Source organism: Bradyrhizobium sp. 1200_D9_N1_1 (assembly GCF_052075915.1).
Taxonomy (GTDB): domain Bacteria; phylum Pseudomonadota; class Alphaproteobacteria; order Rhizobiales; family Xanthobacteraceae; genus Bradyrhizobium; species Bradyrhizobium diazoefficiens.
Genome location: NZ_CP197226.1, coordinates 5798957 through 5823185, shown reverse-complemented (window position 1 = coordinate 5823185; position 24229 = coordinate 5798957). Strand labels below are relative to the sequence as shown.

The following is a 24229-nucleotide window of genomic DNA, read 5'->3' as shown; positions in this document are numbered from 1 at the left end:
TCCTGTCCGCAAAAGGGCAGGGCATCAGCATGTCAATTCTCAAGGAGATCGTCGCTGCGGTCGCGGGAGTCTACGCGCTCCTGTTCGTCTGCGACGCAGTGTTCGGGGTCGGCGAGGCGCGCTTCGACGACGCCTATTACAGCGCCAGCTTCTACGCGCCGCGGCCAAAGGAATTCCGCTTCGCCGGCGATACGCCGCCGGCCGTCCGCGTCAGCGATGCCTTCGCGCAGTTCGCGCCGGGTGAAGCCAGGCCGAACAGGCGCTACTCGTCGCTGACGACGATCATTCGGTAACGGCTCACTCGCCCTGGATCCATTCCGCCACGCCGCGCCACAGCGTGTCGCGGTGTTCGGGGCGGAAGAAGCCGAAATGGCCTATTCCCTTGGCCCCGATGTCGGACGGCTTCACCGTCAACACCTCCGGCTTGATCGCCGTGAATCCGCCTGTGAGCAACTCGACCGCGGGCCGCGTCGCCCAGGGATCGTCGGAGAAGCACAGCGCGCGCAACTCGCCCTTGAATTTTGCGAAGTTCTCCAGCGCGGGCAGTTTTGAATCGAAGAGATAGCGCGGGCTCGAGACCCAGTTGGCCCATTGCAGGAACACGCCCTTGGGCAAATCCTCGCCAATGCCGGCCCAGCCCGGCGCGTAGCCGAACGCGTGGGCGAGCGGCACGCCAATGAGGTTCATGAAGGCGAAGACGCGGTATTTCTCCGGCGAGGTCATCAGCCGCCAGGTCGCCGCCTGCGAGGCGACGAACGCGGCGCGCGAGATGTCGGTGTTGTTCGCGATCAGCCCGAGCGCCTGGCCGCCGAAGGAGTGGCCGATATAGGCGAGCGGCAGCGTGTTGTAGCGCTCGCGCATCCAGCTCACCGCGGCGGTGACGTCGAGCGCCGCCCAGTCCGACATCGAGGCCTTGAAGCCGACAAGTGATTTCGGCTGGTTGTAGCCGACCATTGCCGGCAGCCGGGAGCCGCCGATGCCGCGATAGTCGTAGGTCAGCACCGCGCAGCCGCGATGGGCGAGGTAGGAGGCAAAGCCGCGATAGATTTTTCGCGGGACGGCGGTGGCCGAATTGATCAGGACGGCATGGCGCTTGGCGGCGCGCGGCAGGAACAGGGTGCCGCTCAGCGCATACCCGTCGGTCGCCGGGAAGCTGATCTCGTCGATGAAAACGTCGTCGCGCGCCGCGTCCATGGGCCGCCGGTGTCCTGCCAGTTTCCTTAGCCTTCCCAAGCAAATGCGAATTTGGCTTTCCCTGCAAGGGTTTGCAGTGCGGAATGGATTTACAACTGGCGGCCGGGAGCCAGCCTGTGTATAAGGCGGCCCTCGCAACCCACAGATCAGGTTGTGCTTTTTGCTTCACGGAGAGATTGCGATGTCCGAGCGGTGGACGCCCGAGTCCTGGCGCAGCAAGCCGGTGCTACAGGTGCCCGATTATCCCGACGCCAAGGCTTTGGCCGACGTCGAGGCGCAGCTTGCGACTTTTCCGCCGCTGGTGTTCGCGGGCGAGGCGCGCAATCTGAAGAAGGCCTTGGGCCGCGTTGCGGCGGGCGAGGCCTTCCTGCTCCAGGGCGGCGACTGCGCCGAGAGCTTTGCCGAGCACGGCGCCAACAACATCCGCGACTTCTTCCGCGTGCTGCTCCAGATGGCGGTGGTGCTGACCTATGCCGGCGCAGTGCCCGTGGTGAAGGTCGGCCGCATCGCTGGCCAGTTCGCCAAGCCGCGCTCCTCGCCGACCGAAAAGGTGGGCGGCGTCGAGTTGCCGAGCTATCGTGGCGACATCGTCAACGACATCGCTTTCACCAAGGAAGCGCGTGTGCCGGATCCGCAGCGCCAACTGATGGCCTATCGCCAGTCGGCGGCGACGCTGAACCTGCTTCGCGCCTTCGCTACCGGTGGCTACGCCAATCTCGGCAGCGTGCATGAGTGGATGCTCGGCTTCCTCAAGGACTCGCCGCAGTCCCGCCGCTACAAGGAGCTGGCCGACCGCATCTCGGACGCGCTCAACTTCATGCGCGCCTGCGGCCTCGATCTGGAGAGCCATCCGGAGCTGCGCGCGACCGATTTCTACACCAGCCACGAAGCGCTGCTGCTCGGCTACGAGCAGGCCATGACCCGCATCGATTCCACCACCGGCGACTGGTACGCGACATCGGGCCACATGATCTGGATCGGCGATCGCACCCGCCAGCTCGACCACGGCCATATCGAATATTTCCGCGGCATCAAGAATCCGATCGGGCTGAAGTGCGGCCCGTCGCTCAAGCCCGACGAATTGCTGAAGCTGATCGACGTGCTCAACCCCGACAACGAGCCGGGCCGGCTGACGCTGATCGGCCGCTTCGGCTCCGACAAGGTCGGCGAGCACCTGCCGAACATGATCCGCGCCGTGAAGCGCGAGGGCAGGGTGGTGGTCTGGTCGTGCGATCCCATGCACGGCAACACCATCACCTCGACGTCGGGCTACAAGACGCGGCCGTTCGACCGCATCCTGTCCGAGGTGAAGTCGTTCTTCGCGATCCACGCCGCCGAAGGCACCCATGCCGGCGGCGTGCATCTGGAGATGACCGGCCAGGACGTCACCGAATGCCTCGGCGGCGCCCGCGCGATCACGGACGAGGATCTCAACGACCGCTATCACACGGTCTGCGACCCGCGCCTCAATGCCGAGCAGTCCATCGACATGGCTTTCCTGGTCGCCGAACTGCTCAAGCAGGAACGCGCCGGCAAGGCCAGGCCGATGCCGGTCGCCGCGGGGCTCTAAGACCTTGCTGCGGATCTGGAAGGCCACGATCAATTCGCGCAACGGTCTGGCCTTTGCACTTCGATCTGAGCAGGCGGTTCGCGAGGAGATCTTTGCGCTCCTGCTGTCGCTGCCGCTGGCCTGGTTCATCGGCGCGACCGCGATGCGCGCGGTCGAGCTGGTCTGTGCTGTGGCGTTCGTGCTGGTGGTCGAGCTGCTCAACACCGCGGTGGAAAAGCTCGCCGATCGCCTGACCCTGGATCACGACAAGCAGATCGGGCAGGTCAAGGACATGGGCTCGGCGGCCGTCGGCGTCGCGCTGCTGATGGCCGGAGCGTTCTGGATCTTTGCCATCGTCGAGCGGTTGGGTTTCGTCTGAAGCGCTCATCGCGCTTCAGGTTGTTGTTTGAGCATGATCTCTTCGGAAAACCGTTCCACACTTTTCCGGATCACGCTCTAGCCATTGGATCGGACGGGGGCGGCCATGACCGAACGTCTCAACGCATTCGCGGTCACGCTCGCTCAGCTCAATCCGACCGTGGGCGACGTCGAGGGCAATGCCGCCAGGGCGCGGGCCGCGCGCGTGCGGGCGGCCGCCGATGGCGCCGATCTCGTGCTGTTTCCGGAATTGTTCATCGCCGGCTATCCGCCGGAGGACCTGGTGCAGAAGCCGGCCTTCCAGGCCGCCTGCCGGGCCGCGATCGAAGGCCTCGCGCGCGAGACAGCCGATGGCGGGCCGGCGATGCTCGTCGGCACGCCCTGGGTCGAGGACGGCAAGCTCTACAATGCCTGCGCGCTGCTCGACGGCGGCCGCATCGCTGGCTTGCGCTTCAAATGCAATCTGCCGAATTACGGCGTGTTCGATGAGAAGCGGCTGTTCGCGCGCGGGCCTGCCGCGGGGCCGGTCACGGTACGCGGCGTGCGCATCGGCGTGCCGATCTGCGAGGACATCTGGCTGGATGAGTCTGAGGACTACGAGAACGTGGTCGAGACGCTGGCCGAGACCGGCGCGGAGATCATTCTGGTGCCGAACGGCTCGCCTTACGCCCGCGACAAGAACGACGTGCGCCTGTCGGTCGCGGTCGCGCGCGTCACCGAGAGCGGCCTGCCGCTGGTCTATCTCAACCAGGTCTGCGGCCAGGACGAGCTGGTGTTCGACGGCGCCTCGTTCGCGCTCAACGGCGATCTCTCGCTCGCGGCGCAATTGCCGGCGTTCGCGGAAAGCATCACCACGCTGCGCTTCACGCGTAACGGCGAGGATTGGCGCTGCGCCGGGCCGATCGCCGCGCAGCCGGAAGGCGACCACGCCGACTACGCGGCCTGCGTGCTGGGCCTGCGCGACTACGTCGCCAAGAACGGCTTTCCCGGCGTGCTGCTCGGCATTTCCGGCGGCATCGATTCCGCGCTCTGCGCAGCGATCGCGGTCGACGCGCTCGGCGCCGACCAGGTGCATGGGGTGATGCTGCCCTATCGCTACACGGCGGCAAGCTCGATCGCGGACGCCGGCGAGCTCGCGGGCCATCTCGGCATTCGCTACGAGGTCCTGCCGATCGCAGAAGCCGTGACCGGCTTCGAGACTATCCTGTCCGGCATCTTCAAGAATCTGCCGCCTGATATCACCGAGGAAAACCTTCAGGCCCGCACCCGCGGCACCCTCTTGATGGCGATCTCCAACAAGACCGGCCTGATGGTGGTGACGACAGGCAACAAGTCGGAAATGTCGGTCGGCTACGCCACGCTCTATGGCGACATGAACGGCGGCTTCAACCCGATCAAGGACATCTACAAGACGCAGGTGTTCCGGTTGGCCGCCTTACGCAACAGCTGGAGGCCTGAAGGCGGGCTCGGGCCCGCGGGTGAGGTCATTCCGCCTGATATCATCACCCGTCCGCCGACGGCGGAATTGCGCGAGAACCAGACCGATCAGGACTCGCTGCCGACCTACGACGTGCTCGATGCCATCCTCGAGCGCCTCGTCGAACGCGAGGAGCCGCTGGACCAGATCATCGCCGCCGGCTTCGACCGCGAGACGGTCACCCGCATCGACCATCTCCTCAACGTCGCCGAATACAAGCGCCGCCAGGCCGCGCCCGGCGTGAAGGTCACGCCCAGGAATTTCGGCCGCGACCGCCGCTATCCCATCACCAACCGTTTTCGCGACAAGGGCGAGCCGCTGCCCGCGCCGGACGACACGTTGGTCTCGCGCGACAACGGCAGATCTGCGGACGCGTTTGAGGGGTAGTGGAAGCCGACTCCTGCCGCGGAATACTGGATGCCCCGCTGGAGCCTGTCATTGGGCTCGCCGGAGGCGAGACCCGGTGGCGGGGCATGACAGTGGAGCGAGGTGCGAACTCACATGAGCGCTACGACGGTGTTGCGAAGAACAGCACCCGAAGCAAGTGCGTGTATTCGGACTCGAGCACCATGATCGCCACGAATACCAGCACCAGAACCGGCGGCAGCAGGATGGCATAGGCCAAGGCCAGCCGCTCCCAGGCCATGTGCATGAAGACGGCGACGATGAGGCCAGCCTTCAACACCATGAACAGCAGGATCAGCGACCATCTGAGACTGCCGTGCAGCCCAAAATAATCGACGAGGTAGGAGCAGGTGCTGAGAACGAACAGCCATGCCCAGACCACGAGATAGAGCTTGATCGGGTGCTGCTGGCCCTTGGCGTGAGCCGCCGCTGGTGCGACTGCGGCGTGCACATGAGGCTGGATCTGTCCTTCCATGTGTACCGTGGCGTTTGTCATGTGCCGACCTCACCAAAGGTAGAAAAAGGCAAAGATGAACACCCATACGAGGTCGACGAAGTGCCAGTACAGGCCGGTGATCTCGACGATCTCGTAGTAACCCTTCCGGCTCGTGAAGAAGCCGCGTCTTTCGACATCAAAGTCTCCCCGCCAGACCTTGCGCGCGATCGCGATCAAGAAGATCACGCCGATCGTCACATGGGTCCCGTGGAAGCCGGTGATCATGAAGAAGCTCGAACCGAACTGTGCCGCGCCCCACGGATTGCCCCAGGGACGGACGCCCTCCATGATCAGTTTGGTCCATTCGAAGGCCTGCATGCTGACGAAGGTTGCGCCGAAAGCCGCCGTGGCCAGCATCAGGATCGCGGTCCTGACGCGATCCCTGCGGTAGCCGAAATTGACGGCCATCGCCATCGTCCCGCTGCTGCTGATCAGGATGAAGGTCATGATGGCGATCAGGATGAGGGGGATGTGCTTGCCCCCGATATTGAGGGCAAAGACTTCGCTGGGATTGGGCCACGGCACGGTCGTCGACATCCGTGCGGTCATGTAGGACAGCAGGAAGCAACTGAAGATGAAGGTGTCGCTGAGGAGGAAGATCCACATCATGGCCTTGCCCCAGGACACGTTCTTGAAGGCGCGCTGATCCGACGCCCAGTCGGCGGAGATACCTTGCCAGCCTTCAAGCCGGGCAGGCACTTGTCCGGTGTCTCTCAGCGCGGTCTCGGCCATCTCGTCTCGTCCTTCCTAGCTCAGCAATTGGCGACAGATGTCGACGAAATCGTCCGTCCAGCCCGTGAGGAGACCGAGCAGGACCAGCCAGACCAGCAGCAGGAAATGCCAGTAGATGGTGCACAGCTCCACACTCAGGCGCATCTCGGCCGTCCCGGTGTCGTGCCGCCATACCCCCGCTGTGGTTCGGCCGAGCGCAACCAGGCCGCCGGTCAGATGCAGCCCGTGCACCGCGGTGATCACGTAGAAGAAGGCATTGGCCGGATTGGACGCCATGAAATAGCCGGCGTCGCTCAGTTGATGCCATGCCAGCAGCTGCCCGGCGAGAAACGCGATCGCCGACGCTCCGCCCGCGAGCAGGCCGACGACGACGCCGTCGATGTCGTTGCGGCGCGCGGCCATGAGGGCCCATTGCAGCGCGACGCTGCTCAGGACCAGCACGCCCGTGTTGAACCACAGCACCTTTGGCACCGGCATTGTCCGCCAGTCCACCATGTTCATCCGCATGGAGTAGGCGCTGATGAACAGCGTGAACAACGAACCGGCAACAGCGAGAAACACGCCAAGTCCGACCTTCGCGGCCGGCCAGGTCATGGCGTCCGTGCCGGGGAAATCATCGATCGGACCTGCCTCCAGCCACGGTTTCGCAGTCAGCCGTTGCTGCGAGAGCCACCATCCGACGATGACGGCGATCACGGCCAGGAACAGGATAACGGCGCTCACGGAGCAACTCCCTGAACGGCCCCCGTCGGGGGCGGCTGGTTCTGCGGAATGAAGTCCTGCGCCGCGCCCGGCACGCTGTAATCATAGGCCCAGCGATAGACGATCGGGAGCTGCTTGCCCCAGTTGCCGTGCCCTGGCGGCGTCTCCGGCGTTTGCCACTCCAGCGTCGTCGCTCGCCACGGATTGCCGCCCGAAGGCTCGCCCTCGAACAGGCTCCAGACGAGATTGAACAGGAACACCATCTGGGCGAAACCCACCGTCAGCGCCACCACGGTGATAAAGGCGTTCAGCGAGTGGGCCGACGGCGGGATGAACGCCGCGTCGCCGAGTTCGAAGTATCGGCGCGGAACGCCGAGCAGCCCGAGATAATGCATGGGAAAGAAGATCAGGTAGGCGCCGAGGAACGTAACCCAGAAGTGGAACTTGCCCAGCACGTCGTTCAGCATTCGCCCCGTGACCTTCGGGTACCAGTGGTAGATCGCCCCGAGCACGACCATGATTGGCGCGACGCCCATCACCATGTGGAAATGCGCGACGACGAACATGGTATCCGACAGGGGCACGTCCACGACGACGTTGCCGAGGAACAGTCCGGTAAGCCCGCCATTCACAAAAGTGATGATGAAGCCGAGGGCGAACAGCATCGGCACCGTGAGATGGATGTCGCCATGCCACAGGGTCAGCACCCAGTTGTAGACCTTGATGGCGGTCGGGATGGCGATGATCAGCGTCGTCGTGGCGAAGAAGAACCCGAAATACGGGTACATGCCGCTTACATACATGTGGTGCGCCCACACGACGAAACTGAGCGCTCCAATCGCCACGATGGCCCAGACCATCATGCGATAACCGAAGATGTTCTTTCGCGCATGCGTGCTGATGAGGTCGGAGACGATGCCGAAGGCGGGCAGGGCGACGATGTAGACTTCGGGGTGACCGAAGAACCAGAACAGGTGCTGGAACAGGAGCGGGCTGCCGCCGCCATATTTGCTCAGCTGGCCCATCTCGACGAGGGTCGGCATGAAGAAGCTGGTCCCCAGCAGACGATCGAGCAGCAACATCACCGAGCCAACGAACAACGCGGGGAATGCCAGCAGCGCCATGACGGTGGCCGTGAAGATGCCCCACACCGTCAGCGGCAGGCGCATCAGCGTCATGCCGCGGGTGCGCGCCTGCAGCACGGTCACCACATAATTCAGCCCACCCATGGTGAAGCCGATGATGAACAGAATCAGGGAGGACAGCATGAGGACGATGCCCCAATCCTGTCCGGGCGTGCCCGACAGAATCGCCTGTGGCGGATACAGCGTCCAGCCGGCGCCGGTGGGGCCGCCGGGCACGAAGAAGGCCGAGGCCAGCACCAGGACTGCGAGCAGGTAGACCCAGTAGCTCAGCATGTTCACATAGGGAAAGACCATGTCCCGTGCGCCAACCATCAGCGGGATCAGGTAATTGCCGAAGCCTCCGAGAAACAACGCCGTGAGCAGGTAGATCACCATGATCATGCCGTGCATGGTGATGAACTGGAGGTACTGGTTGGCATCGATAAAGGAGAATGTGCCGGGAAATCCCAGTTGCAGTCGCATCAGCCACGACAGGACCAGGGCCACCAGTCCGATGGCGGAGGCTGTCAGCGAGTACTGTATGGCGATCACCTTGGCGTCTTGCGAAAAGACATACCGTGTCCACCAGCTCCTGGGATGGTAGAGCTCGACATCGGGCACTTCGGCAGGCGGAATGTCTGCAATCCTGTCATAGGGGACATCGACCATAGAGCACCTCCTCGGTCGTTTCCTTCGGGGCGATCAGCTCGTCTTCACGCGCCCGACCTGCATTCTCCTAGTCGTCGCCGGAATTGTACTTCGCCCTCACAACGGCATTTCGACCTGACAATCCGGCAAACGTCTTCTGCTGCTCCAGCCAGGCGTGATAGTCGCTCTCTGCCTCGACGATGACCTTGGCGCGCATCTGGTAGTGCGCCGCGCCACACAGCTCCGCGCAGAGAACATCAAAGGTTCCGGTTCGGATCGGCCTTATCCAGAAATAAGTGACCATGCCCGGCACCATATCCATCTTGGCCCGGAACTCAGGCACATAGAAATCGTGCAGGACGTCAACGGACCGGAGCAAAACCTTGACCGGCTTCCCGATCGGAAGATGCAGGTCGCCATTTTCGATCACGACGTCGTCCTGGCCGTGCGGATCGTCGCGATTGAGACCCATCGGGTTCTCAGGACTGATGTTGCGGACATCGGACGTGCCCAACCGGCCATCCTTCCCCGGCAAGCGGAAGCTCCACTGCCATTGCTGGCCCATGATCTCGACCTCGGTGGCATCTGCCGGAACGGTCACGAACTGGTGCCAGACGACCAGGCCGGGTGCGAGCATGGCAGCGACGCCGACGCCGGTCCCGACACTGAGCCACCATTCAAGCTTCTTGTTTTCGGGATTGTACGCGGCCTGTCTTCCCTCCTTATGGTGAAAGCGAAAGACGCAATAGGCCATGAACAGGATGACCGCGGTAAAGACGAACCCGGTGATCCAGAACGTGATGTTGATCGTGTCGTCGATATAGCCCCAGTTGGTGGCGATCGGCGTCCACCACCACGGGCTGAAGAGGTGAAACAGCACCGAACCGATCGCGATCAGAAGCAGTATCAGTGCGACAGCCATCCTGAACCATCCTTGCCAACAAAGGCTGCGGATACGAATCCAGGGCGGAGCTCGCGTCTGTCGCGATGGCTGACTTTCTCTATGCTGGTTCTATGCTGACATATGCGCCATCGCCGCGCCTCTTGCCTCGCCCCTTCAACCGGTCGCGATATCAAGAGAAGTTCGCGACCGCCAATCTCACCGGAGCTGGGGGCGTCTACATTTCTAAAATGATCCCCCGCGAACCCGGCGTCAATAGCATGTCAACGAGCTTAGGCGGCGTGGGCGATCCATGTTGCCGTGCAAGCTCGCCATCGTCAGTCGCATTCTCGATGTGATGCATCGCACAAAATATGCGACGCACAATTTCACCCAGCCGGGAGCGCTGGTCATTCCACATCGCACGCGCTAAGCTTGGAGCGCAGGTCGCGACGGGTTTCGTCCGGCTAAGCTCCTTCCTCGTTGAGCCTGGAACTGCCGTACTCGGCTCGATCGCGTCTCCCGCACTTAAGGGCGGACACGCGTGGCCGGAAAGCGCGCCGTTCTCCGCCGCGACTTCAGAGGAGGGTGTGTGCATGGCCACTCTTTATTCCGACAAGATCGTCAAGCGGCACCTGTTCGGTGAGGCGGTTTCTTATCCCATTCGCAAGATCGGCTTGCTCGACTTGAAAGAGGTGCTGCGCCTGGGCTGGGAAGATTTCCAGGCGATGCCGAGTCACGCGATCGTCGTCTGCGTGATCTATCCGGTTCTCGGTCTCGTCCTGTTCAGGATGGTCCTCGGCTATTCGGTCCTGCCGCTGCTGTTTCCGCTGGCCGCCGGGTTTGCCCTGATCGGTCCCTTTGCCGCGATCGGCCTCTACGAACTCAGCCGCCGCCGTGAGCGCGGCGAGGAGGTCGATGCATGGGATGCGGTCAAGGTGCTGCGCGCACCGTCCTTCGGCGCCATGCTCGAGCTCGGCGTGCTCTTGCTTGTCCTGTTCGGGGTCTGGATCGGCGTCGCGAACGCGATCTATGTCACCATCTTCGGTCACGCGGCGGCTGCAAGCATTCCGGACTTTGCAACCCGCGTGCTGACCACGCCGGAAGGATGGTCGCTCATCATCGTCGGTTGCGGTGTCGGCTTCCTGTTTGCGGTCGCGGCGCTATGCGTCAGCGTCGTATCGTTTCCGTTGATGCTCGATCGGCATGCGACGGCGATCGATGCGATCCGTACATCGCTGCAGGCGGTGGCCGCCAATCCGGTCGCGATGGCGGGGTGGGGGCTGATCGTCGCGGCGCTGCTCGTGGTCGGCTCGCTGCCGTTCTTCGTCGGTCTCGCTGTCGTCCTCCCGGTGCTCGGTCATGCGACCTGGCACCTTTATCGGAGAGTGGTCGAGCCGAATCCGAATCCGCCGGACGAACCGCCGCCCCCGCCGAAGGGGAAGCGCTATGCCGCGGATTTCCCGGCCAATCTCTTCCCGTGGAGCCGCGAGGGCGAGCAGTAGCTGCGAGACCCGGTGGGCGGATGACGGTGCGGCAGGGCTGAGCTACTTCTGCTGCTGCGGCAGGAAGGTCGGTCCGACTGAGCGGATCGGCTTGTTCTCCGAGTTCGCCGGAGCCGTGCCGGTATCCGCTGGCGGCGTCGCGGCCGGCGCGGTGGCCGTCGTCGGCGCCGGAGCAGCTGTGCCCTTCTTGGCCGTCGTTGCAGGCGCGCCCTTGTTGAGCCGCTGCTGCTGCATCTTCTTGGCGCTCTCCTCGGTGACGATGATGTCGCCCTGCTGCTCGGCTGCGGCCTTGTCGTCGGCCGACTTCAACGCATCCGCCCAGGTCTGGCCCGCCGCCTTGCAGGAGCAGGACGGGTTGAACTCGCTGCGGAATTTGAATGCGGTCGGCAACGCCGTGTAGGGCTGGCCGCTGATCGAGACCGCGGAGTTCATGTCTTCGCCGGGATTGCGATGGGTATAGAGCACGGCTTCCGCGGCCGGGCACAGCGCCTTGCAGGTCTTCTCGTCGTCCGGGAAGCGCGCCGGCACGGTCGCAAACGAGACCGGGAAATAGGCGCCGTCGCAGGTGCGCACGCATACGGTGCGGTAGGTGCCGGATTGCGGGCCGAGATCGGAGGGCGGCACGCTTTGCGGATTGTTGGAGTTGTTGTTGCCGCCGAACAGATTGCTCAGGAAGTTGCCGCCGCCTTGCGCCTGCGCGGCGTTGGCATATTGCGGGCCGCAATTGTTCTGGGCGAGGGCCACCAGCACCGAGCGGCGCTGGCTGTCGCGTTCCGGGCTGAAGCCGCCGGGGCCGCCGCCGCGCAGGCGTTCGAGATTGCCGGTGATCTGGTCCAGATTGGCGCGCATCTGCTGGATCTGGGTGTTGACCGGGCCGCACTGCGCCGACTGGCCGTTGAACAGTGAGAAGAAGCCGGAGGAATCGCAGCCCATGCGCTTGGCCTGCATGGTGACGCGGTCGAGCTCGGCCTGCTGCTTGGCTTGGGAATCCTGATAGCGGCGGATCTGGTCTTCACGCGCGGGGTCACCGCCGCCGCCACGATCGAGCGCGGCGAGCTGGCCTTCCAGCCGCGCGCACATCGGATTGGGGCCTAGCCCGTTCTGGCCGGGCTGAGGCGGCGGTCCGGGCGGGCCGGCCTGCGCGAAAGCGGCGTTGGCAAGCATGACGGTGCTCAGGAGCACGGTGCAGGCAAGGATTGAGCGGGCACGGGAGAGAGTCAAAAATTCAGGCATATCCGCCATTCTAGCGAGGTCACGGCCCAGTGTGACTTTCCAACGTGGCTTGGGGGGCCGAAGCGCGCCCTCCCATAGCCGCTTCCTGCGGCATCGTCACGTCGTTTCAGGGGCCAAAGATTGGGCCTAAGGTCCGCCAGTGCCGAGCGAATTCAGCGCTGGCAGGTGATTGCGACATATTCGTCGCAATGGCCATGGGAGCAGTTTGCGCCGGTTTTGGGGACAGAGCCGGTAATTTCGTCGGGATCGACCCGGCGATAGCTTGAGGCCTGGGCAAAATCCCGTGACTGGCAATAGGTGCGCGCGACCTGCGCGCCGCATCTGTCGCCCTTGGCCAGGCACTGGTCGATGCCGTAGCCGTCCGCCTGGTTGGCGATGATGAAGACGCGGGTCTCGGCGAATGCGCCGGACGCTGCGATGATGGCGGCACAGGAGACGAGTGCAAACAGGGATCGCATGGGTGGCACCGGGGGCTGGGGGAACCGCCAGCTTCCGAATAAACTCAAAAGGTTAATGATGATGAACCATCATGGCGGGGCGGCCGCGCTTTGCGGAGATAAAACGGCATTTTCGCGGCTCTCTTGACGCGGGGGCGCCTGATAGCCCATATGTGGCCGCATGTACGGTCTCCTCGCCATTTGCGCCATTTGCCGCGAGATTACGAGCTAGCGATTCGCTGGCTGGAGCCGTCTTTTCTCAAAAACATTGAGAGCCTTGGACGCCCGGCCAACAGCCGACGGGTATCCATATGGAATTGCGCCTCTACGATACGCTGACCAAGGAAAAGCGCACCTTCGTGCCGCTCGATGCGAACAACGTCCGCATGTATGTCTGCGGACCGACGGTCTATGACTTCGCCCATATCGGCAATGCCCGGCCCGTGATCGTGTTCGACGTGCTGTTTCGGCTGCTGCGCCATCTCTATGGCGAGGCGCACGTCAAATACGTCCGCAACATCACCGACGTCGACGACAAGATCAACGACCGCGCCGCGCGTGATTTTCCAGGGCTGCCGCTGAACGAGGCGATCCGAGAGGTCACCGAGCAGACGGGCAAGCAGTTCCACGCCGACGTCGACGCGCTCGGCGCGCTCAGGCCGAGCGTCGAGCCGCGCGCGACCGAGCATATCGGCGAGATGCGCGAGATCATCGAGAGGCTTGTCGCCGGCGGCTTTGCCTATGTCGCCGAGGACCACGTGCTGTTCTCGCCGCAGGCGATGAACGCGGCCAATTCCACCCTGCCGCGCTACGGCGCGCTGTCCAATCGCTCGCTGGACGAGATGGTCGCCGGCGCCCGCGTCGATGTTGCGCCCTACAAGAAGGGCAGCACCGACTTCGTGCTGTGGAAGCCGTCCAAGCCCGGCGAGCCGTCGTGGCCGTCGCCGGCCGGCATCGCCGCGCAGGGGCGCCCGGGCTGGCACATCGAGTGCTCGGCCATGGCCTGGAAGCATCTCGGCGAGTACTTTGACATCCACGGCGGCGGCATCGATCTCGTGTTTCCGCATCACGAGAACGAGGTCGCCCAGACCTGCTGCGCCTTCCACCGAGAGCGCATGGCAAACTACTGGATGCACAACGGCTTCCTGCAGGTCGAGAGCGAGAAGATGTCGAAGAGCCTCGGCAACTTCATCACCATCCATGAGCTGCTGGCGGATTGGCCGGGCGAGGTGCTGCGCCTGAACATGCTCAAGACGCATTATCGTTCGCCGATCGACTGGACCATGAAGTCGCTGGAGGAGAGCGCCAAGACGCTCGACGACTGGTATCGCGTCGCGGCCGACGTCGATCCCGGCCGTCCCGCCGCGTCCGTGGTCGAGCCGCTGCTCGACGACCTCAACACCTCCCTGGCGATCGCGGCGCTGCATGGCCTGCGCAACAGCGACGTGAGCGCATTGGCAGGATCGCTGCGGCTGCTCGGCTTTCTCTCCGAGAGCGCCGCGCAGTGGGAAGATCGCAAGCAGAAGGCGAGCGGGGTCGATGCCGGAGAGGTCGAGCGCCTGATCTCGGAACGGACCGCAGCCCGTGGACGGAAAGACTTCAAAGAGTCCGACCGCATCCGCGATCAGCTCGCCGCGATGGGCGTTGCGATCAAGGACTCCAAGGAAGGGACGACCTGGGAGTTTTCGCGATGAAGCGGCCCGACACGCCTTTTCCGCGGCACTGGCTCTACTACATCGCGCTGAAGGTCCTGCTGCTCGCCGCCGCGGTGGCGCTGGCGCTCAAGCTCTATGGGATGTGGTGAAGACGATGGGACAGACTTTGCCAAGGCCGGGCTTGCGGCCCTTCCTGCCTGATGACGTTCCGGTGCTTGCGGCGATCTTCGTCGCGAGCATCGAGGAGCTGACCGGCGAAGACTATACCGAGGCGCAGCAGCAGGCCTGGATGGAGGCGGCGGAAAGCGAAGAGTTCGGCAAGCGGCTCGCCGCCGACCTGACGCTGATCGCGACGCTGGAGGGCTCGCCCGTCGGCTTCGCCTCGCTGCAAGGGGCCGATTACATCCGCATGCTCTATGTGCATCCGGCAGTCGGCGGGCAGGGCATCGCGACCATGCTGGTCGATGCGCTGGAGAAGCTTGCCGGCGGCCGCGGCGCGAAAAGCCTCTCGGTCGATGCCAGCGACAACGCGCAGGGCTTTTTCGCCAAGCGCGGCTACGTCGCCATGCAGCGCAACAGCATCACCGTGAACGACGAGTGGCTGGCCAATACCACCATGAAGAAGACGCTCGGAGCACCGCAATGAGCAAGGAGCGTGGTCACCAAGCGCGATCCTCTCTCCGCTCCCTCCCCCCTTGTGGGGGAGGGTTGGGGAGGGGGGTAGCCCCGCACTCCGACCACCCGTGTGGCACCCCCCTCCCGACGATGCTGTGCATCGTCGACCTCCCCCACAAGGGGGGAGGTAACAAGAACGGACGCTCGCGATGAGCTCGGCACAAGCAAAGAAAGAGCGCCTCTATCTGTTCGACACCACGCTGCGCGACGGAGCGCAGACCAACGGTGTCGATTTCACGCTGACCGACAAGCAGATCATCGCCGCGATGCTGGACGAGCTCGGCATCGACTATGTCGAGGGCGGCTATCCCGGCGCCAATCCGACCGACACCGAGTTCTTCGGCAGCAAGCCGAAGCTCAATCACGCGCGCTTCACCGCCTTCGGCATGACGCGCCGGGCAGGGCGCTCGGTCTCGAACGATCCGGGCGTTGCCGGTCTGCTGGAAGCCAAGGCCGACGCGATCTGCTTCGTGGCAAAGTCTTCCGCCTATCAGGTGCGCGTCGCGCTGGAGACGACCAAGGAGGAAAACCTCGCTTCGATCCGCGACAGCGTCGCGGCCGCCAAGGCCGCCGGCCGCGAGGTGATGCTCGACTGCGAGCATTTCTTCGACGGCTACAAGGAGGATTCCAGCTTCGCGCTCGCCTGCGCGAAAGCCGCCTATGAGGCCGGCGCGCGCTGGGTGGTGCTGTGCGACACCAATGGCGGCACCATGCCGAACGAGGTCGAGGCCATCGTCACCGAGGTGACCAGGCACATCCCCGGCGCTCACGTCGGCATTCACGCTCATAACGACACCGAGCAGGCGGTGGCGAATTCGCTCGCCGCCGTGCGCGCCGGTGCGCGGCAGATCCAGGGCACGCTGAACGGTCTCGGCGAGCGCTGCGGCAACGCCAATCTCTGCTCGCTGATCCCGACCCTGAAGCTGAAGCAGGAGTTTGCCGACGCCTTCGAGATCGGTGTGACGCCGGAGAAGCTCGCGACTCTCGTCAAGGTGTCGCGCACGCTTGACGACATGCTCAACCGCGTGCCGAACCGGCATGCGGCCTATGTCGGCGAGAGCGCCTTCGTCACCAAGACCGGCATCCATGCCTCCGCCGTGCTGAAGGATCCGCAGACCTACGAGCATGTCTTGCCGGAACTGGTCGGCAATCACCGCAAGGTGCTGGTCTCAGACCAGGCCGGCCGCTCCAACGTGATCGCCGAGCTCGACCGCGCCGGCATCGCCTACGAGAAGAGCGATCCGAAGCTGACGCGCCTGGTCGAGGAGCTGAAGGAGCGCGAGGCGGCCGGCTACGCCTATGAATCCGCCAACGCCTCGTTCGATCTTTTGGCGCGCCGCACGCTCGGCAAGGTGCCGCATTATTTCGAGGTCGAGCAGTTCGACGTCAATGTCGAGCAGCGCTACAACGCGCTCGGCGAGCGCGTCACGGTGGCGCTTGCGGTGGTCAAGGTCGACGTTGCCGGCGAGCATCTGATCTCGGCGGCCGAAGGCAACGGTCCCGTCAACGCGCTCGACGTCGCCTTGCGCAAGGACCTCGGCAAGTACCAGAAATATATCGAGGGCCTGAAGCTGATCGACTACCGCGTCCGTATCCTCAATGGCGGCACCGGCGCGGTCACGCGCGTGCTGATCGAGAGCGAGGACGAGAACGGCGACAGCTGGACCACGGTCGGCGTGTCCCCGAACATCATCGACGCCTCGTTCCAGGCGCTGATGGATTCGGTGATCTACAAGCTCGTGAAATCGGGCGCGCCGGCGTAGTTTTGATGCTGTCATTCCGGGGCGGTCCGCAGGACCGAACTATGGTGCGCCATTGCGCACCTGAGAATCTCGAGATTCCGGGTTCACGCTTGCGCGTGCCCCGGAATGACTGTGGGAGGGGAGCGCACCAATGATCGATCACATCTCCGTCGGCGTCAGCGATCTCGATCGCTCCGCAACATTCTACGAGGCGACGCTCGCCGCCCTCGGCCTGACGCGTCTCGTCATGCGGCCGCGCACGGTCGGCTTCGGCAAGGCCTATCCGGAGTTCTGGATCAACTTGCGCGAGGGCATGCCGCCCGTAGCCCCGGAGAGCGGCGTGCACATCTGCCTGCGGGCGAAGACCACAGCCGAGGTCGATGCGTTTCATGCCGCCGCGCTGTCCGCCGGCGGCGCATCCGACGGCGCGCCGGGCATCCGCCCGCACGATCGCGTGCGCTACTACGCGGCCTTCGTCGTCGATCCCGACGGCAACCGGATCGAGGCGGTGACGTTTCCTGCGGAATAGAGCGTTATCGCCACGAAGGCGGTGCGCTCCCTCTCCCGCTTGCGGGGGAGGGTTGGGGTGGGGGTATCTCCACGGGCGAGAACCCCCAAGAGAAGAGAACCCTCACCCGCCGCTATGCGGCGACCTCTCCCGCAAGCGGGAGAGGTGACGGAGCCCGCGGTGAAATCGAGCCAACCAATCGTTACAGCTTGCGCGCGACTTCCGGAGCGAGCTCTTTTTCCGCCTCGGCGAGCTGTGCCACGGCGGCCTTCAGCTTCGGCAGGATCTCCTCGACCCGATCGGCCTTGAGGATGTCGACCGAGAGGCCGGCACGGATGAACTCGGTCTGGCGCATGTGCGACAGCAGCGAGAACAGCGGCTCCCAGAAATTGTCGATATTGGCGAGCAGCACGGGCTTGGCGTGACGGCCGAGTTGCTTCCAGGTCAACTGCTCGACCAGCTCCTCCAGCGTGCCGACGCCGCCCGGCAGCGCCACGAAGGCGTCGGAGCGCTCGAACATCAGCCGCTTGCGCTCATGCATGTCGGGGGTGACGATCATCTCCTGCACCCGCGTCAGCGCGTTCTCGCGCATCCGGAGGAATTCGGGAATGATGCCGGTGACGGTGCCGCCATTATCGAGGACGGAGGTTGCGACCGAGCCCATCAGGCCGAGCGAGCCGCCGCCATAGACCAGGCGGATGTTGTTCTCGGCGAGCGCCTTGCCGAACGCCTTGGCGCCTTCGGTGAAGCGGGGATTGGTTCCGGGGCCGGAGCCGCAATAGACACAGACGGTTTTGATCGTGCTCATTGGTGCCATGATGCATTGCAGCGAAGAGGCGTCAAGCCCAATCGGTGATTCGGACCTCCCGGAAATCTACCGGTAAATGGCGACAAACAATCAAAGATTCGCCATCTGGCGGGGTGCGCTCGCTCCCGGAAGCTTCTATATGACGAGCGAAAATCGTTAATCGCACCGCGCCCGCATCCGGCGGGCTTTCAGGCTTCTTGATGAACCAACCTCATTCGCCGCCCGGCGCCGACGTGCCAGATCCCGCCGGCGGGCCGCTCGAGCGGGCCACCCTGATGGGCACGCTGGCGCATCTGTGGCCCTATATCTGGCCGGGCGACCGCTTCGACCTGAAGATGCGCGTGGTCTGGTCGATGGTGCTGCTGCTCGCCGCCAAGCTGATCACGCTGACGGTGCCGTTCAGCTTCAAATGGGCGACGGACGCGCTGACCGGCGCGAACACCGCGCCGGTGCTGCCCGACAACTGGCACCTCTGGGTGATCGCTTCGCCACTGCTGCTGACGGCGAGTTACGGCGCGACGCGCATCCTGATGGCGGTGCTGACGCAGTGGCGCGACGGCCTCTTCGCGCGCGTCGCCATGCATGCGGTGCGCAAGCTCGCCACCATCACCTTCATCCACATGCACGAGCTGTCGCTGCGCTTCCACCTCGAGCGCAAGACCGGCGGCCTGACGCGCGTGCTCGAGCGCGGCCGCGAGGGCATCGAGGTCATCGTGCGCATGGTGATCCTTCAGCTGATCCCGACCATCGTCGAGGTTTCGCTGCTGCTCGCCGTGCTGCTCTGGCAGTTCGACTGGCGCTACGTGGTGGCGACGCTGATCACGGTCGCGGTCTACATGTACTACACCTACATCGCGACCGAGTGGCGGATCGGCATCCGCCGCAAGATGAACGATTCCGACACCGAGGCGAACACCAAGGCGATCGACTCGCTGCTCAACTACGAGACCGTGAAATATTTCGGCGCCGAGGCGCGCGAGGCGCAGCGCTACGACCGCTCGGTCGCGCGCTACGAGGAGTCGAGCGTCCAGGCCTATACGTCGCTCGCGGTGCTCAACACCGGCCAGGCCGTGATCTTCACGCTGGGGCTGACCGCGACCATGCTGATGTGCGCCATCGGCGTGCGCAACGGCACCAACACGGTCGGCGATTTCGTGCTGGTCAACGCCATGATGATCCAGCTCTACCAGCCGCTGAACTTCATGGGCATGGTCTATCGCGAGATCAAGCAGGCGATCATCGACATCGAGAAGATGTTTGGCGTGCTGGGACGCGAGGCCGAGATCAAGGACGGCCCCGACGCGCAGCCGCTGGTCATCTCCGCCGGCATCGTGCGTTTCGAGGACGTGCGCTTCGCCTATGAGCCGGCGCGTCCGATCCTGAAGGGCATCAGCTTCGAGGTGCCGGCCGGCAAGACGGTCGCGATCGTCGGGCCGTCGGGCGCCGGCAAGTCGACCATATCGCGGCTGCTGTTCCGCCTCTACGACATCTCCGGCGGCAGGATCCTGATCGACGGCCAGGATATTCGCGAGGTCACGCAGGCGAGCTTGCGCGCGTCCATCGGCATGGTGCCGCAGGACACCGTGCTGTTCAACGACACCATCCGCTACAACATCCGCTACGGACGCTGGGACGCCAGCGATGCCGAGGTCGAGGAGGCGGCACGCCTCGCGCAGATCGACAATTTCATCCGCATGGCGCCGAAGGGCTATGAGACCCAGGTCGGCGAGCGCGGCCTGAAACTGTCGGGCGGCGAGAAGCAGCGCGTCGCGATCGCGCGCACCGTCTTGAAGGCGCCGCCGATCCTGGTGCTGGACGAGGCGACCTCCGCGCTCGACACCCACACCGAGCACGAGATCCAGGGCGCCCTCGACCGCGTGGCGAAGAACCGCACCTCGCTGGTGATCGCGCACCGGCTTTCGACCATCGTCGGCGCCGACGAGATCATCGTGCTGGACCAGGGCCGGATCGCCGAGCGTGGCACTCACGCAAAGCTGCTCGCGCAGGGCGGCCTCTATGCCAGCATGTGGAACAGGCAGCGCGAGGCGGAGGCCGCGCGCGAGAAGCTGGCCAAGATGGCCGATACCAGCGAGGCGCCCAACCGGCAGCCACCGCCGGTCGAGGACGCCCTGACGACGCCTGCGGCTGCGGAGTGATCTTGTCTCCGGTCCCAACTCTGGCCTAAACAACTCCACCGCGCGGGACGCCCTGCGCCATCAACCCAGAGCGGCAGATAGCGATGTCCATTCTCGATTCGATCCAGCGTCAGATCCCGCCGATCCACAAGGAGGGCTATCCCTTCATCGGCGGCTTTGCGCTGGCAAGCCTGATCCTGTTCTGGCTGTGGTCGCCTTTGGGGTGGATCGGCACCATCCTCACCGTATGGTGCGCGCTGTTCTTCCGCGACCCCGTGCGGGTGACGCCGGTGCGCGAGGGGCTGGTGGTGTCGCCGGCCGACGGCCGCGTCTCGATGATCACCATGGCGCTGCCGCCGGCCGAGCTCGGGCTCGGCGACCGGCCGCTGCCGCGCATCTCGGTGTTCATGAGCGTGTTCAACTGCCATGTGAACCGCAGCCCGATCGCGGGCAGGGTGGACCGCATCGCCTACCGGCCCGGCCTCTTCATCAATGCCGAGCTCGACAAGGCGAGCGAGGACAACGAGCGCAACTCGCTGGTGATCACGACGCCCACGGCACGGATCGGCGTGGTCCAGATCGCAGGGCTGATCGCCAAGCGCATCGTCTGCTTCGTCAGGGAGGGCCAGGCGATCGGCGCCGGCGAGCGGTTCGGCCTGATCCGTTTCGGCTCGCGCCTCGACGTCTATCTGCCAGTCGGCACCAAGGCGCTGGTGTCGGAAGGGCAGACCGCGATCGCCGGCGAGACGATTTTGGCCGATCTTGCCGGCGACGACCCGAGCCGCGCCTACCGCGCCAATTAACCAATAAGTCGGTCCCTGGGGCCCTTCCGCCGCAATGGCGGAGGGGGACGCGGCTTGCTATATCTCGCCTCAAGGTGAGGACGAGCCATGACGCCCTATGACATCAAAGACCCTGACGTTCGCCGCCGGCGGTTCCGCCCGATTCCGGTGCGGATGCTGGTGCCCAACGTCATCACGCTGCTGGCGATCTGCGCCGGCCTGACGTCTATCCGGCTGTCGATCGAGGGGCGGATGTCGCTCGCCGTCTACGCCATCGTGTTCGCCGCCGCGCTGGACGGCATCGACGGCCGCATCGCGCGCATGATCAAGGGCCAGTCCAAGTTCGGGGCGGAGCTCGACAGCCTCGCCGACTTCGTCAATTTCGGCGTCGCGCCCGGGCTGATGCTGTATTTCTGGCAGTTGCACGAGCTCGGCAATGCCGGCTGGATCGCCGCGATGGTGTTCGCGATCTCCGGCGGCCTGCGTCTTGCGCGCTTCAACGCCACAATGGACGATCCCAACAAGCCGGCCTTCGCCGCCAATTTCTTCACCGGCGTGCCGGCGCCGGCCGGTGCGATCACGGTTCTGCTGCCGATCTATGTGGCGTTCCTCGATCTCGGCCGCGCGCCCGCGGCGGTGACGGCGGCCTACACGCTGCTGATCGCCTTCCTGATGGTGTCGCGCCTGCCGGTGTTCTCCGGCAAGACCAAGCGCATGCGCGTGCCGCCGGAACTGGTGCTGCCGGCCTTCGTCGCGGTGATCGTCTTCATTGCTATCCTGATCGCCTATCCCTGGCACGTGCTGTCGATCGGCACGGTGCTGTATCTTCTCGCTTTGCCGCTCGGCTACAAATCCTATCGCGACCAGGCGCGCGCGATGGATGCTGCCACGCCTGCGGGAGGCGAGATCTCGTCGCCGCCGTCGGCGCCGACGCTGGCGAACCTGTCGGAGCCGCCGCACGACGACGACCGGCCCGGACGGCTGCACTAAAGCGCGATGAGATTTGGCTGAAACCTCATCGCGCTTTAGGTCGTTGTTTGAGCGTGATCTTTTCGGAAAACCGCTGCGCACTTTTCCGGATCATGCGCTGAGCGTTTTTCGCGGATATCTGCCATGAAGGCGCGCTGAGTTGGGTTGAGGCCCGATCTCGGCTATATCGCCCTGTGCCGGCGGCATCGCGTCAATCAGCCGCCAATCTGGGAGAGAACGCCGTGACTGATACCGCGACCGGGCCGCTGCCCGCTTCCGTCCTCGAAGCGCTGGGCCGCTATGACACCCCGACGATCTGCAACGCCATGGAGATCGTGGCACCCGAGCGCCGGCTGATCGGCTACACCACCAAGCAACTGGTTTGTCCGTTCCCCGACCTGCCGCCGATCGTCGGCTATGCCCGCACGGTTGCGATCCGCTCGGTGCTGAAATCCTCGCTGCCTGCCGAAGAGCAGTCGAAGCGCCGCATCGAATATTACGAGTATGTCGGCACCGGCCACGGGCCGCGCATCTCGGTGATCCAGGACATCGACGGCCCCGACGTCGGCTACGGCGCGTTCTGGGGCGAGGTGCAGAGCAACGTGCACAAGGCGCTCGGCTGCCTCGGCGTCATCACCGACGGATCGATCCGCGACATCCCGCAATGGGCCCCTGGCTTCCAGGCGCTGGCCGGCTCGATCGGCCCGTCGCATGCCTGGGTGCATGCGGAGAGTTTTGGCGGCGAAGTGCGCGTCGCCGGCATGACCGTGAAGTCCGATGATCTCATCCACGCAGATCAGCACGGCGCCATCGTGATCCCGCTCGACGTCGCCGCAAAGCTGCCCGAGGCCGCCGAACTCTGCGGCCGCCGCGAGACGCCGATCCTGGAGATCGCCCGCAGCCCCGACTTCTCGCTGGAGAAGCTGAAGGCCGCGCTGAAGCGCTCGGCGGAGATCCACTGAGCTTGCAGCTTACGGCCCCGATGCCGGCCGCGGGTCGCCCTGTTCCGTCAGAAACAGGGCGGCCTGATCCGGCTCGGCGAACATTGCGGCGGCGCACCCGATCAGGGTGAAGCCGCCGGCGAGATCCCACAGGGTGATGTCGTCCGCCTTGTCAGGACCTTGAACCAGGCGCGCTGCGATCACTGCGAAAGCGGCTTCGACAAAGAGCAGGACGCTGAACGCCGGCAGGACGAGTTCCGGTTCGAGCAGATGAAGCGCCAGAACCGCAGGAAGCGCGGTGAGAAGGCCGAACAGCGTCAACATTGCAAAACGGCTCCTGTGATGGAGCATGCCGCACCGGCCATAGAATACTGTATGATTCCTGGTCACGGATGTGGCCTAGGGCCGCAGTCGGAGGGCCTGCGATGCAGATGAATGACAAGACGGTCCTGATTACTGGCTCGACCGACGGCGTCGGCCGCTACGTCGCGCGCCGGCTGGCGGCCGAGTGCGCGAAGGTCCTGATCCACGGCCGCGATGCGGCGCGCGCAAAGACGCTGATCGACGAGATCGTGAAAGCCGGTCATGCCGCGCCGATCTTCTATCAGGCGGACCTGTCGTCGATGTCGGGCACGCGCGCACTCGCGGAAGCCGTGAAACGTGATCACCAGCGTCTCGACGTCTTCGTCAGCAACGCCGGCATCGGCTCGCAGAGTGACGGGCCGCAGCGTCAGGTCAGCGCCGACGGTCATGAGCTGCGCTTCGCCGTCAATTATCTCTCCGGCTTCCTCCTCGCCCATCTCTTGCTGCCGCTGCTGAAGGCCGCGGCGCCGTCGCGCATCGTCAACGTCGCCTCGCTCGGCCAGCATCCGATCGACTTCGACGACGTCATGATCACCAAGGGCTATAGCGGCTCGCGCGCCTATGCGCAGAGCAAGCTCGCGCAGATCATGTTCACGATCGATTTCGCCGAGGAAGTGAAGGGCGCGGGTGTCACCGTGAACTCGCTGCATCCGGCGACCTACATGAACACCACCATGGTGCGGGCCGGCGGCATCACGCCGATCTCGACGGTGGAGCAGGGCGGCGCGGCGATCCTGCGCCTCGTCGAGGGCGACGACGTCGCAGGCAAGAGCGGATTGTTCTTCAACGGCATCAATGAGGCGCGCGCCAATCCGCAAGCCTACGATGCCGACGCACGCAAGCGTCTGCGCGCGCTCAGCCTGGAACTGGTGGGCATCTCGTCTTAGCCCC

24 protein-coding genes are annotated in these 24229 nt (G+C 64.6%); 14 read left to right on the top strand and 10 right to left on the bottom strand.

Going from position 1 to position 24229, the window contains the following annotated elements; translation table 11 throughout:
* Window positions 1–29 precede the first annotated feature (29 nt).
* Window positions 30–293, top strand: coding sequence for a hypothetical protein (locus AB5K84_RS28275; RefSeq protein WP_038966250.1), 264 nt, complete (start codon window positions 30–32; stop codon window positions 291–293).
* Window positions 294–297: 4 nt separating this feature from the next.
* On the opposite strand, the gene AB5K84_RS28270 is transcribed toward AB5K84_RS28275, so the two are convergent.
* On the bottom strand, window positions 298–1194 hold the full coding sequence (locus tag AB5K84_RS28270; protein WP_011086558.1) for an alpha/beta hydrolase family protein: 897 nt from the start codon (window positions 1192–1194) through the stop codon (window positions 298–300).
* Window positions 1195–1375: 181 nt separating this feature from the next.
* On the opposite strand from AB5K84_RS28270, the gene AB5K84_RS28265 reads away from it, so the two are divergent.
* From AB5K84_RS28265 to AB5K84_RS28255, 3 genes are all read left to right on the top strand, one after another.
* The gene (locus AB5K84_RS28265; protein WP_011086559.1) at window positions 1376–2764 is read left to right on the top strand and encodes a class II 3-deoxy-7-phosphoheptulonate synthase; all 1389 of its coding nucleotides are present in this window, start codon (window positions 1376–1378) and stop codon (window positions 2762–2764) included.
* Between the two features lie 4 nt (window positions 2765–2768).
* The gene (locus AB5K84_RS28260) at window positions 2769–3122 is read left to right on the top strand and encodes a diacylglycerol kinase (protein WP_027544511.1); all 354 of its coding nucleotides are present in this window, start codon (window positions 2769–2771) and stop codon (window positions 3120–3122) included.
* A gap of 105 nt (window positions 3123–3227) precedes the next feature.
* Window positions 3228–4985 carry an NAD+ synthase gene (locus tag AB5K84_RS28255; RefSeq protein WP_011086561.1) on the top strand — a complete coding sequence of 586 codons (1758 nt, stop codon included), beginning with the start codon at window positions 3228–3230 and terminating at the stop codon, window positions 4983–4985.
* A 121-nt stretch (window positions 4986–5106) separates the two neighbouring features.
* Here the strand turns inward: AB5K84_RS28255 and AB5K84_RS28250 are convergent, their stop codons facing one another.
* From AB5K84_RS28250 to AB5K84_RS28230, 5 genes are all read right to left on the bottom strand, one after another.
* Window positions 5107–5499, bottom strand: a complete 393-nt coding sequence (locus AB5K84_RS28250; protein ID WP_038966245.1) for a cytochrome C oxidase subunit IV family protein — start codon at window positions 5497–5499, stop codon at window positions 5107–5109.
* Window positions 5500–5508: 9 nt separating this feature from the next.
* The gene (locus AB5K84_RS28245) at window positions 5509–6231 is read right to left on the bottom strand and encodes a heme-copper oxidase subunit III family protein (protein WP_011086563.1); all 723 of its coding nucleotides are present in this window, start codon (window positions 6229–6231) and stop codon (window positions 5509–5511) included.
* A 15-nt stretch (window positions 6232–6246) separates the two neighbouring features.
* Window positions 6247–6954: a cytochrome c oxidase subunit 3 gene (locus tag AB5K84_RS28240; protein WP_011086564.1), complete on the bottom strand. Its 708-nt coding sequence runs from the start codon at window positions 6952–6954 to the stop codon at window positions 6247–6249.
* The gene (locus AB5K84_RS28235) at window positions 6951–8726 is read right to left on the bottom strand and encodes a cbb3-type cytochrome c oxidase subunit I (protein WP_011086565.1); all 1776 of its coding nucleotides are present in this window, start codon (window positions 8724–8726) and stop codon (window positions 6951–6953) included. Before AB5K84_RS28235 ends, AB5K84_RS28240 begins: the two co-directional genes overlap by 4 nt.
* 67 nt (window positions 8727–8793) lie before the next feature.
* Window positions 8794–9627, bottom strand: a complete 834-nt coding sequence (locus AB5K84_RS28230; protein WP_011086566.1) for a cytochrome c oxidase subunit II — start codon at window positions 9625–9627, stop codon at window positions 8794–8796.
* 554 nt (window positions 9628–10181) lie between these two features.
* Here AB5K84_RS28230 and AB5K84_RS28225 point away from each other — a divergent pair.
* Entirely contained in the window at window positions 10182–11090 is a 909-nt protein-coding gene (locus AB5K84_RS28225; protein ID WP_028170858.1) for a DUF2189 domain-containing protein, read from the top strand.
* Window positions 11091–11132: 42 nt separating this feature from the next.
* On the opposite strand, the gene AB5K84_RS28220 is transcribed toward AB5K84_RS28225, so the two are convergent.
* Both AB5K84_RS28220 and AB5K84_RS28215 read right to left on the bottom strand, forming a co-directional pair.
* On the bottom strand, window positions 11133–12332 hold the full coding sequence (locus tag AB5K84_RS28220; protein WP_011086569.1) for a DUF2865 domain-containing protein: 1200 nt from the start codon (window positions 12330–12332) through the stop codon (window positions 11133–11135).
* A gap of 143 nt (window positions 12333–12475) precedes the next feature.
* Window positions 12476–12781, bottom strand: a complete 306-nt coding sequence (locus tag AB5K84_RS28215) for a hypothetical protein (RefSeq protein ID WP_028170860.1) — start codon at window positions 12779–12781, stop codon at window positions 12476–12478.
* Window positions 12782–13071: 290 nt separating this feature from the next.
* On the opposite strand from AB5K84_RS28215, the gene cysS reads away from it, so the two are divergent.
* The 4 genes from cysS (at window position 13072) to AB5K84_RS28195 (ending at window position 17361) form a co-directional block, all read left to right on the top strand.
* Entirely contained in the window at window positions 13072–14454 is a 1383-nt protein-coding gene (gene cysS, locus AB5K84_RS28210; protein ID WP_011086571.1) for a cysteine--tRNA ligase, read from the top strand.
* Window positions 14455–14569: 115 nt separating this feature from the next.
* Window positions 14570–15061, top strand: a complete 492-nt coding sequence (locus AB5K84_RS28205) for a GNAT family N-acetyltransferase (RefSeq protein ID WP_038966251.1) — start codon at window positions 14570–14572, stop codon at window positions 15059–15061.
* 178 nt (window positions 15062–15239) lie between these two features.
* Complete coding sequence (gene cimA / locus AB5K84_RS28200) at window positions 15240–16853, top strand: citramalate synthase (RefSeq protein WP_011086573.1); 1614 nt, start codon at window positions 15240–15242, stop codon at window positions 16851–16853.
* Window positions 16854–16983: 130 nt separating this feature from the next.
* Complete coding sequence (locus AB5K84_RS28195) at window positions 16984–17361, top strand: VOC family protein (protein ID WP_011086574.1); 378 nt, start codon at window positions 16984–16986, stop codon at window positions 17359–17361.
* 181 nt (window positions 17362–17542) lie between these two features.
* Here AB5K84_RS28195 and AB5K84_RS28190 read toward each other — a convergent pair whose 3' ends face one another.
* On the bottom strand, window positions 17543–18148 hold the full coding sequence (locus AB5K84_RS28190) for a TIGR00730 family Rossman fold protein (protein ID WP_028170865.1): 606 nt from the start codon (window positions 18146–18148) through the stop codon (window positions 17543–17545).
* A gap of 200 nt (window positions 18149–18348) precedes the next feature.
* Between AB5K84_RS28190 and AB5K84_RS28185 the strand changes: the two genes are divergently transcribed.
* The 4 genes from AB5K84_RS28185 to AB5K84_RS28170 all read left to right on the top strand — a co-directional run bounded on the left by AB5K84_RS28185 (window position 18349) and on the right by AB5K84_RS28170 (window position 22996).
* Window positions 18349–20304, top strand: coding sequence for an ABCB family ABC transporter ATP-binding protein/permease (locus tag AB5K84_RS28185; protein WP_011086576.1), 1956 nt, complete (start codon window positions 18349–18351; stop codon window positions 20302–20304).
* 77 nt (window positions 20305–20381) lie between these two features.
* The gene (locus tag AB5K84_RS28180) at window positions 20382–21086 is read left to right on the top strand and encodes a phosphatidylserine decarboxylase (protein ID WP_257784524.1); all 705 of its coding nucleotides are present in this window, start codon (window positions 20382–20384) and stop codon (window positions 21084–21086) included.
* An 87-nt stretch (window positions 21087–21173) separates the two neighbouring features.
* Window positions 21174–22055 (top strand): CDP-alcohol phosphatidyltransferase family protein, encoded by an 882-nt coding sequence (locus tag AB5K84_RS28175; RefSeq protein ID WP_011086578.1) that lies wholly within the window; start codon window positions 21174–21176, stop codon window positions 22053–22055.
* Between the two features lie 221 nt (window positions 22056–22276).
* Window positions 22277–22996 carry an RraA family protein gene (locus AB5K84_RS28170; RefSeq protein WP_038966252.1) on the top strand — a complete coding sequence of 240 codons (720 nt, stop codon included), beginning with the start codon at window positions 22277–22279 and terminating at the stop codon, window positions 22994–22996.
* Between the two features lie 9 nt (window positions 22997–23005).
* On the opposite strand, the gene AB5K84_RS28165 is transcribed toward AB5K84_RS28170, so the two are convergent.
* Window positions 23006–23299: a hypothetical protein gene (locus tag AB5K84_RS28165; protein WP_038966246.1), complete on the bottom strand. Its 294-nt coding sequence runs from the start codon at window positions 23297–23299 to the stop codon at window positions 23006–23008.
* A gap of 101 nt (window positions 23300–23400) precedes the next feature.
* On the opposite strand from AB5K84_RS28165, the gene AB5K84_RS28160 reads away from it, so the two are divergent.
* The gene (locus AB5K84_RS28160; RefSeq protein WP_063921445.1) at window positions 23401–24225 is read left to right on the top strand and encodes an SDR family NAD(P)-dependent oxidoreductase; all 825 of its coding nucleotides are present in this window, start codon (window positions 23401–23403) and stop codon (window positions 24223–24225) included.
* The last annotated feature ends 4 nt before the right edge of the window (window positions 24226–24229 follow it).

Excerpts from the sequence above, each read along its gene's own strand:
- AB5K84_RS28275 (WP_038966250.1), top strand. The coding sequence starts at position 30 with ATGTCAATTCTCAAGGAGATCGTCGCTGCGGTCGCGGGAGTCTACGCG.
- AB5K84_RS28270 (WP_011086558.1), bottom strand. The coding sequence starts at position 1,194 with ATGGACGCGGCGCGCGACGACGTTTTCATCGACGAGATCAGCTTCCCG.
- AB5K84_RS28265 (WP_011086559.1), top strand. The coding sequence starts at position 1,376 with ATGTCCGAGCGGTGGACGCCCGAGTCCTGGCGCAGCAAGCCGGTGCTA.
- AB5K84_RS28255 (WP_011086561.1), top strand. The coding sequence starts at position 3,228 with ATGACCGAACGTCTCAACGCATTCGCGGTCACGCTCGCTCAGCTCAAT.
- AB5K84_RS28250 (WP_038966245.1), bottom strand. The coding sequence starts at position 5,499 with ATGACAAACGCCACGGTACACATGGAAGGACAGATCCAGCCTCATGTG.
- AB5K84_RS28245 (WP_011086563.1), bottom strand. The coding sequence starts at position 6,231 with ATGGCCGAGACCGCGCTGAGAGACACCGGACAAGTGCCTGCCCGGCTT.
- AB5K84_RS28235 (WP_011086565.1), bottom strand. The coding sequence starts at position 8,726 with ATGGTCGATGTCCCCTATGACAGGATTGCAGACATTCCGCCTGCCGAA.
- AB5K84_RS28230 (WP_011086566.1), bottom strand. The coding sequence starts at position 9,627 with ATGGCTGTCGCACTGATACTGCTTCTGATCGCGATCGGTTCGGTGCTG.
- AB5K84_RS28225 (WP_028170858.1), top strand. The coding sequence starts at position 10,182 with ATGGCCACTCTTTATTCCGACAAGATCGTCAAGCGGCACCTGTTCGGT.
- AB5K84_RS28220 (WP_011086569.1), bottom strand. The coding sequence starts at position 12,332 with ATGGCGGATATGCCTGAATTTTTGACTCTCTCCCGTGCCCGCTCAATC.
- AB5K84_RS28215 (WP_028170860.1), bottom strand. The coding sequence starts at position 12,781 with ATGCGATCCCTGTTTGCACTCGTCTCCTGTGCCGCCATCATCGCAGCG.
- cysS (WP_011086571.1), top strand. The coding sequence starts at position 13,072 with ATGGAATTGCGCCTCTACGATACGCTGACCAAGGAAAAGCGCACCTTC.
- AB5K84_RS28205 (WP_038966251.1), top strand. The coding sequence starts at position 14,570 with ATGGGACAGACTTTGCCAAGGCCGGGCTTGCGGCCCTTCCTGCCTGAT.
- cimA (WP_011086573.1), top strand. The coding sequence starts at position 15,240 with ATGAGCTCGGCACAAGCAAAGAAAGAGCGCCTCTATCTGTTCGACACC.
- AB5K84_RS28195 (WP_011086574.1), top strand. The coding sequence starts at position 16,984 with ATGATCGATCACATCTCCGTCGGCGTCAGCGATCTCGATCGCTCCGCA.
- AB5K84_RS28190 (WP_028170865.1), bottom strand. The coding sequence starts at position 18,148 with ATGAGCACGATCAAAACCGTCTGTGTCTATTGCGGCTCCGGCCCCGGA.
- AB5K84_RS28185 (WP_011086576.1), top strand. The coding sequence starts at position 18,349 with ATGAACCAACCTCATTCGCCGCCCGGCGCCGACGTGCCAGATCCCGCC.
- AB5K84_RS28175 (WP_011086578.1), top strand. The coding sequence starts at position 21,174 with ATGACGCCCTATGACATCAAAGACCCTGACGTTCGCCGCCGGCGGTTC.
- AB5K84_RS28165 (WP_038966246.1), bottom strand. The coding sequence starts at position 23,299 with ATGTTGACGCTGTTCGGCCTTCTCACCGCGCTTCCTGCGGTTCTGGCG.
- AB5K84_RS28160 (WP_063921445.1), top strand. The coding sequence starts at position 23,401 with ATGCAGATGAATGACAAGACGGTCCTGATTACTGGCTCGACCGACGGC.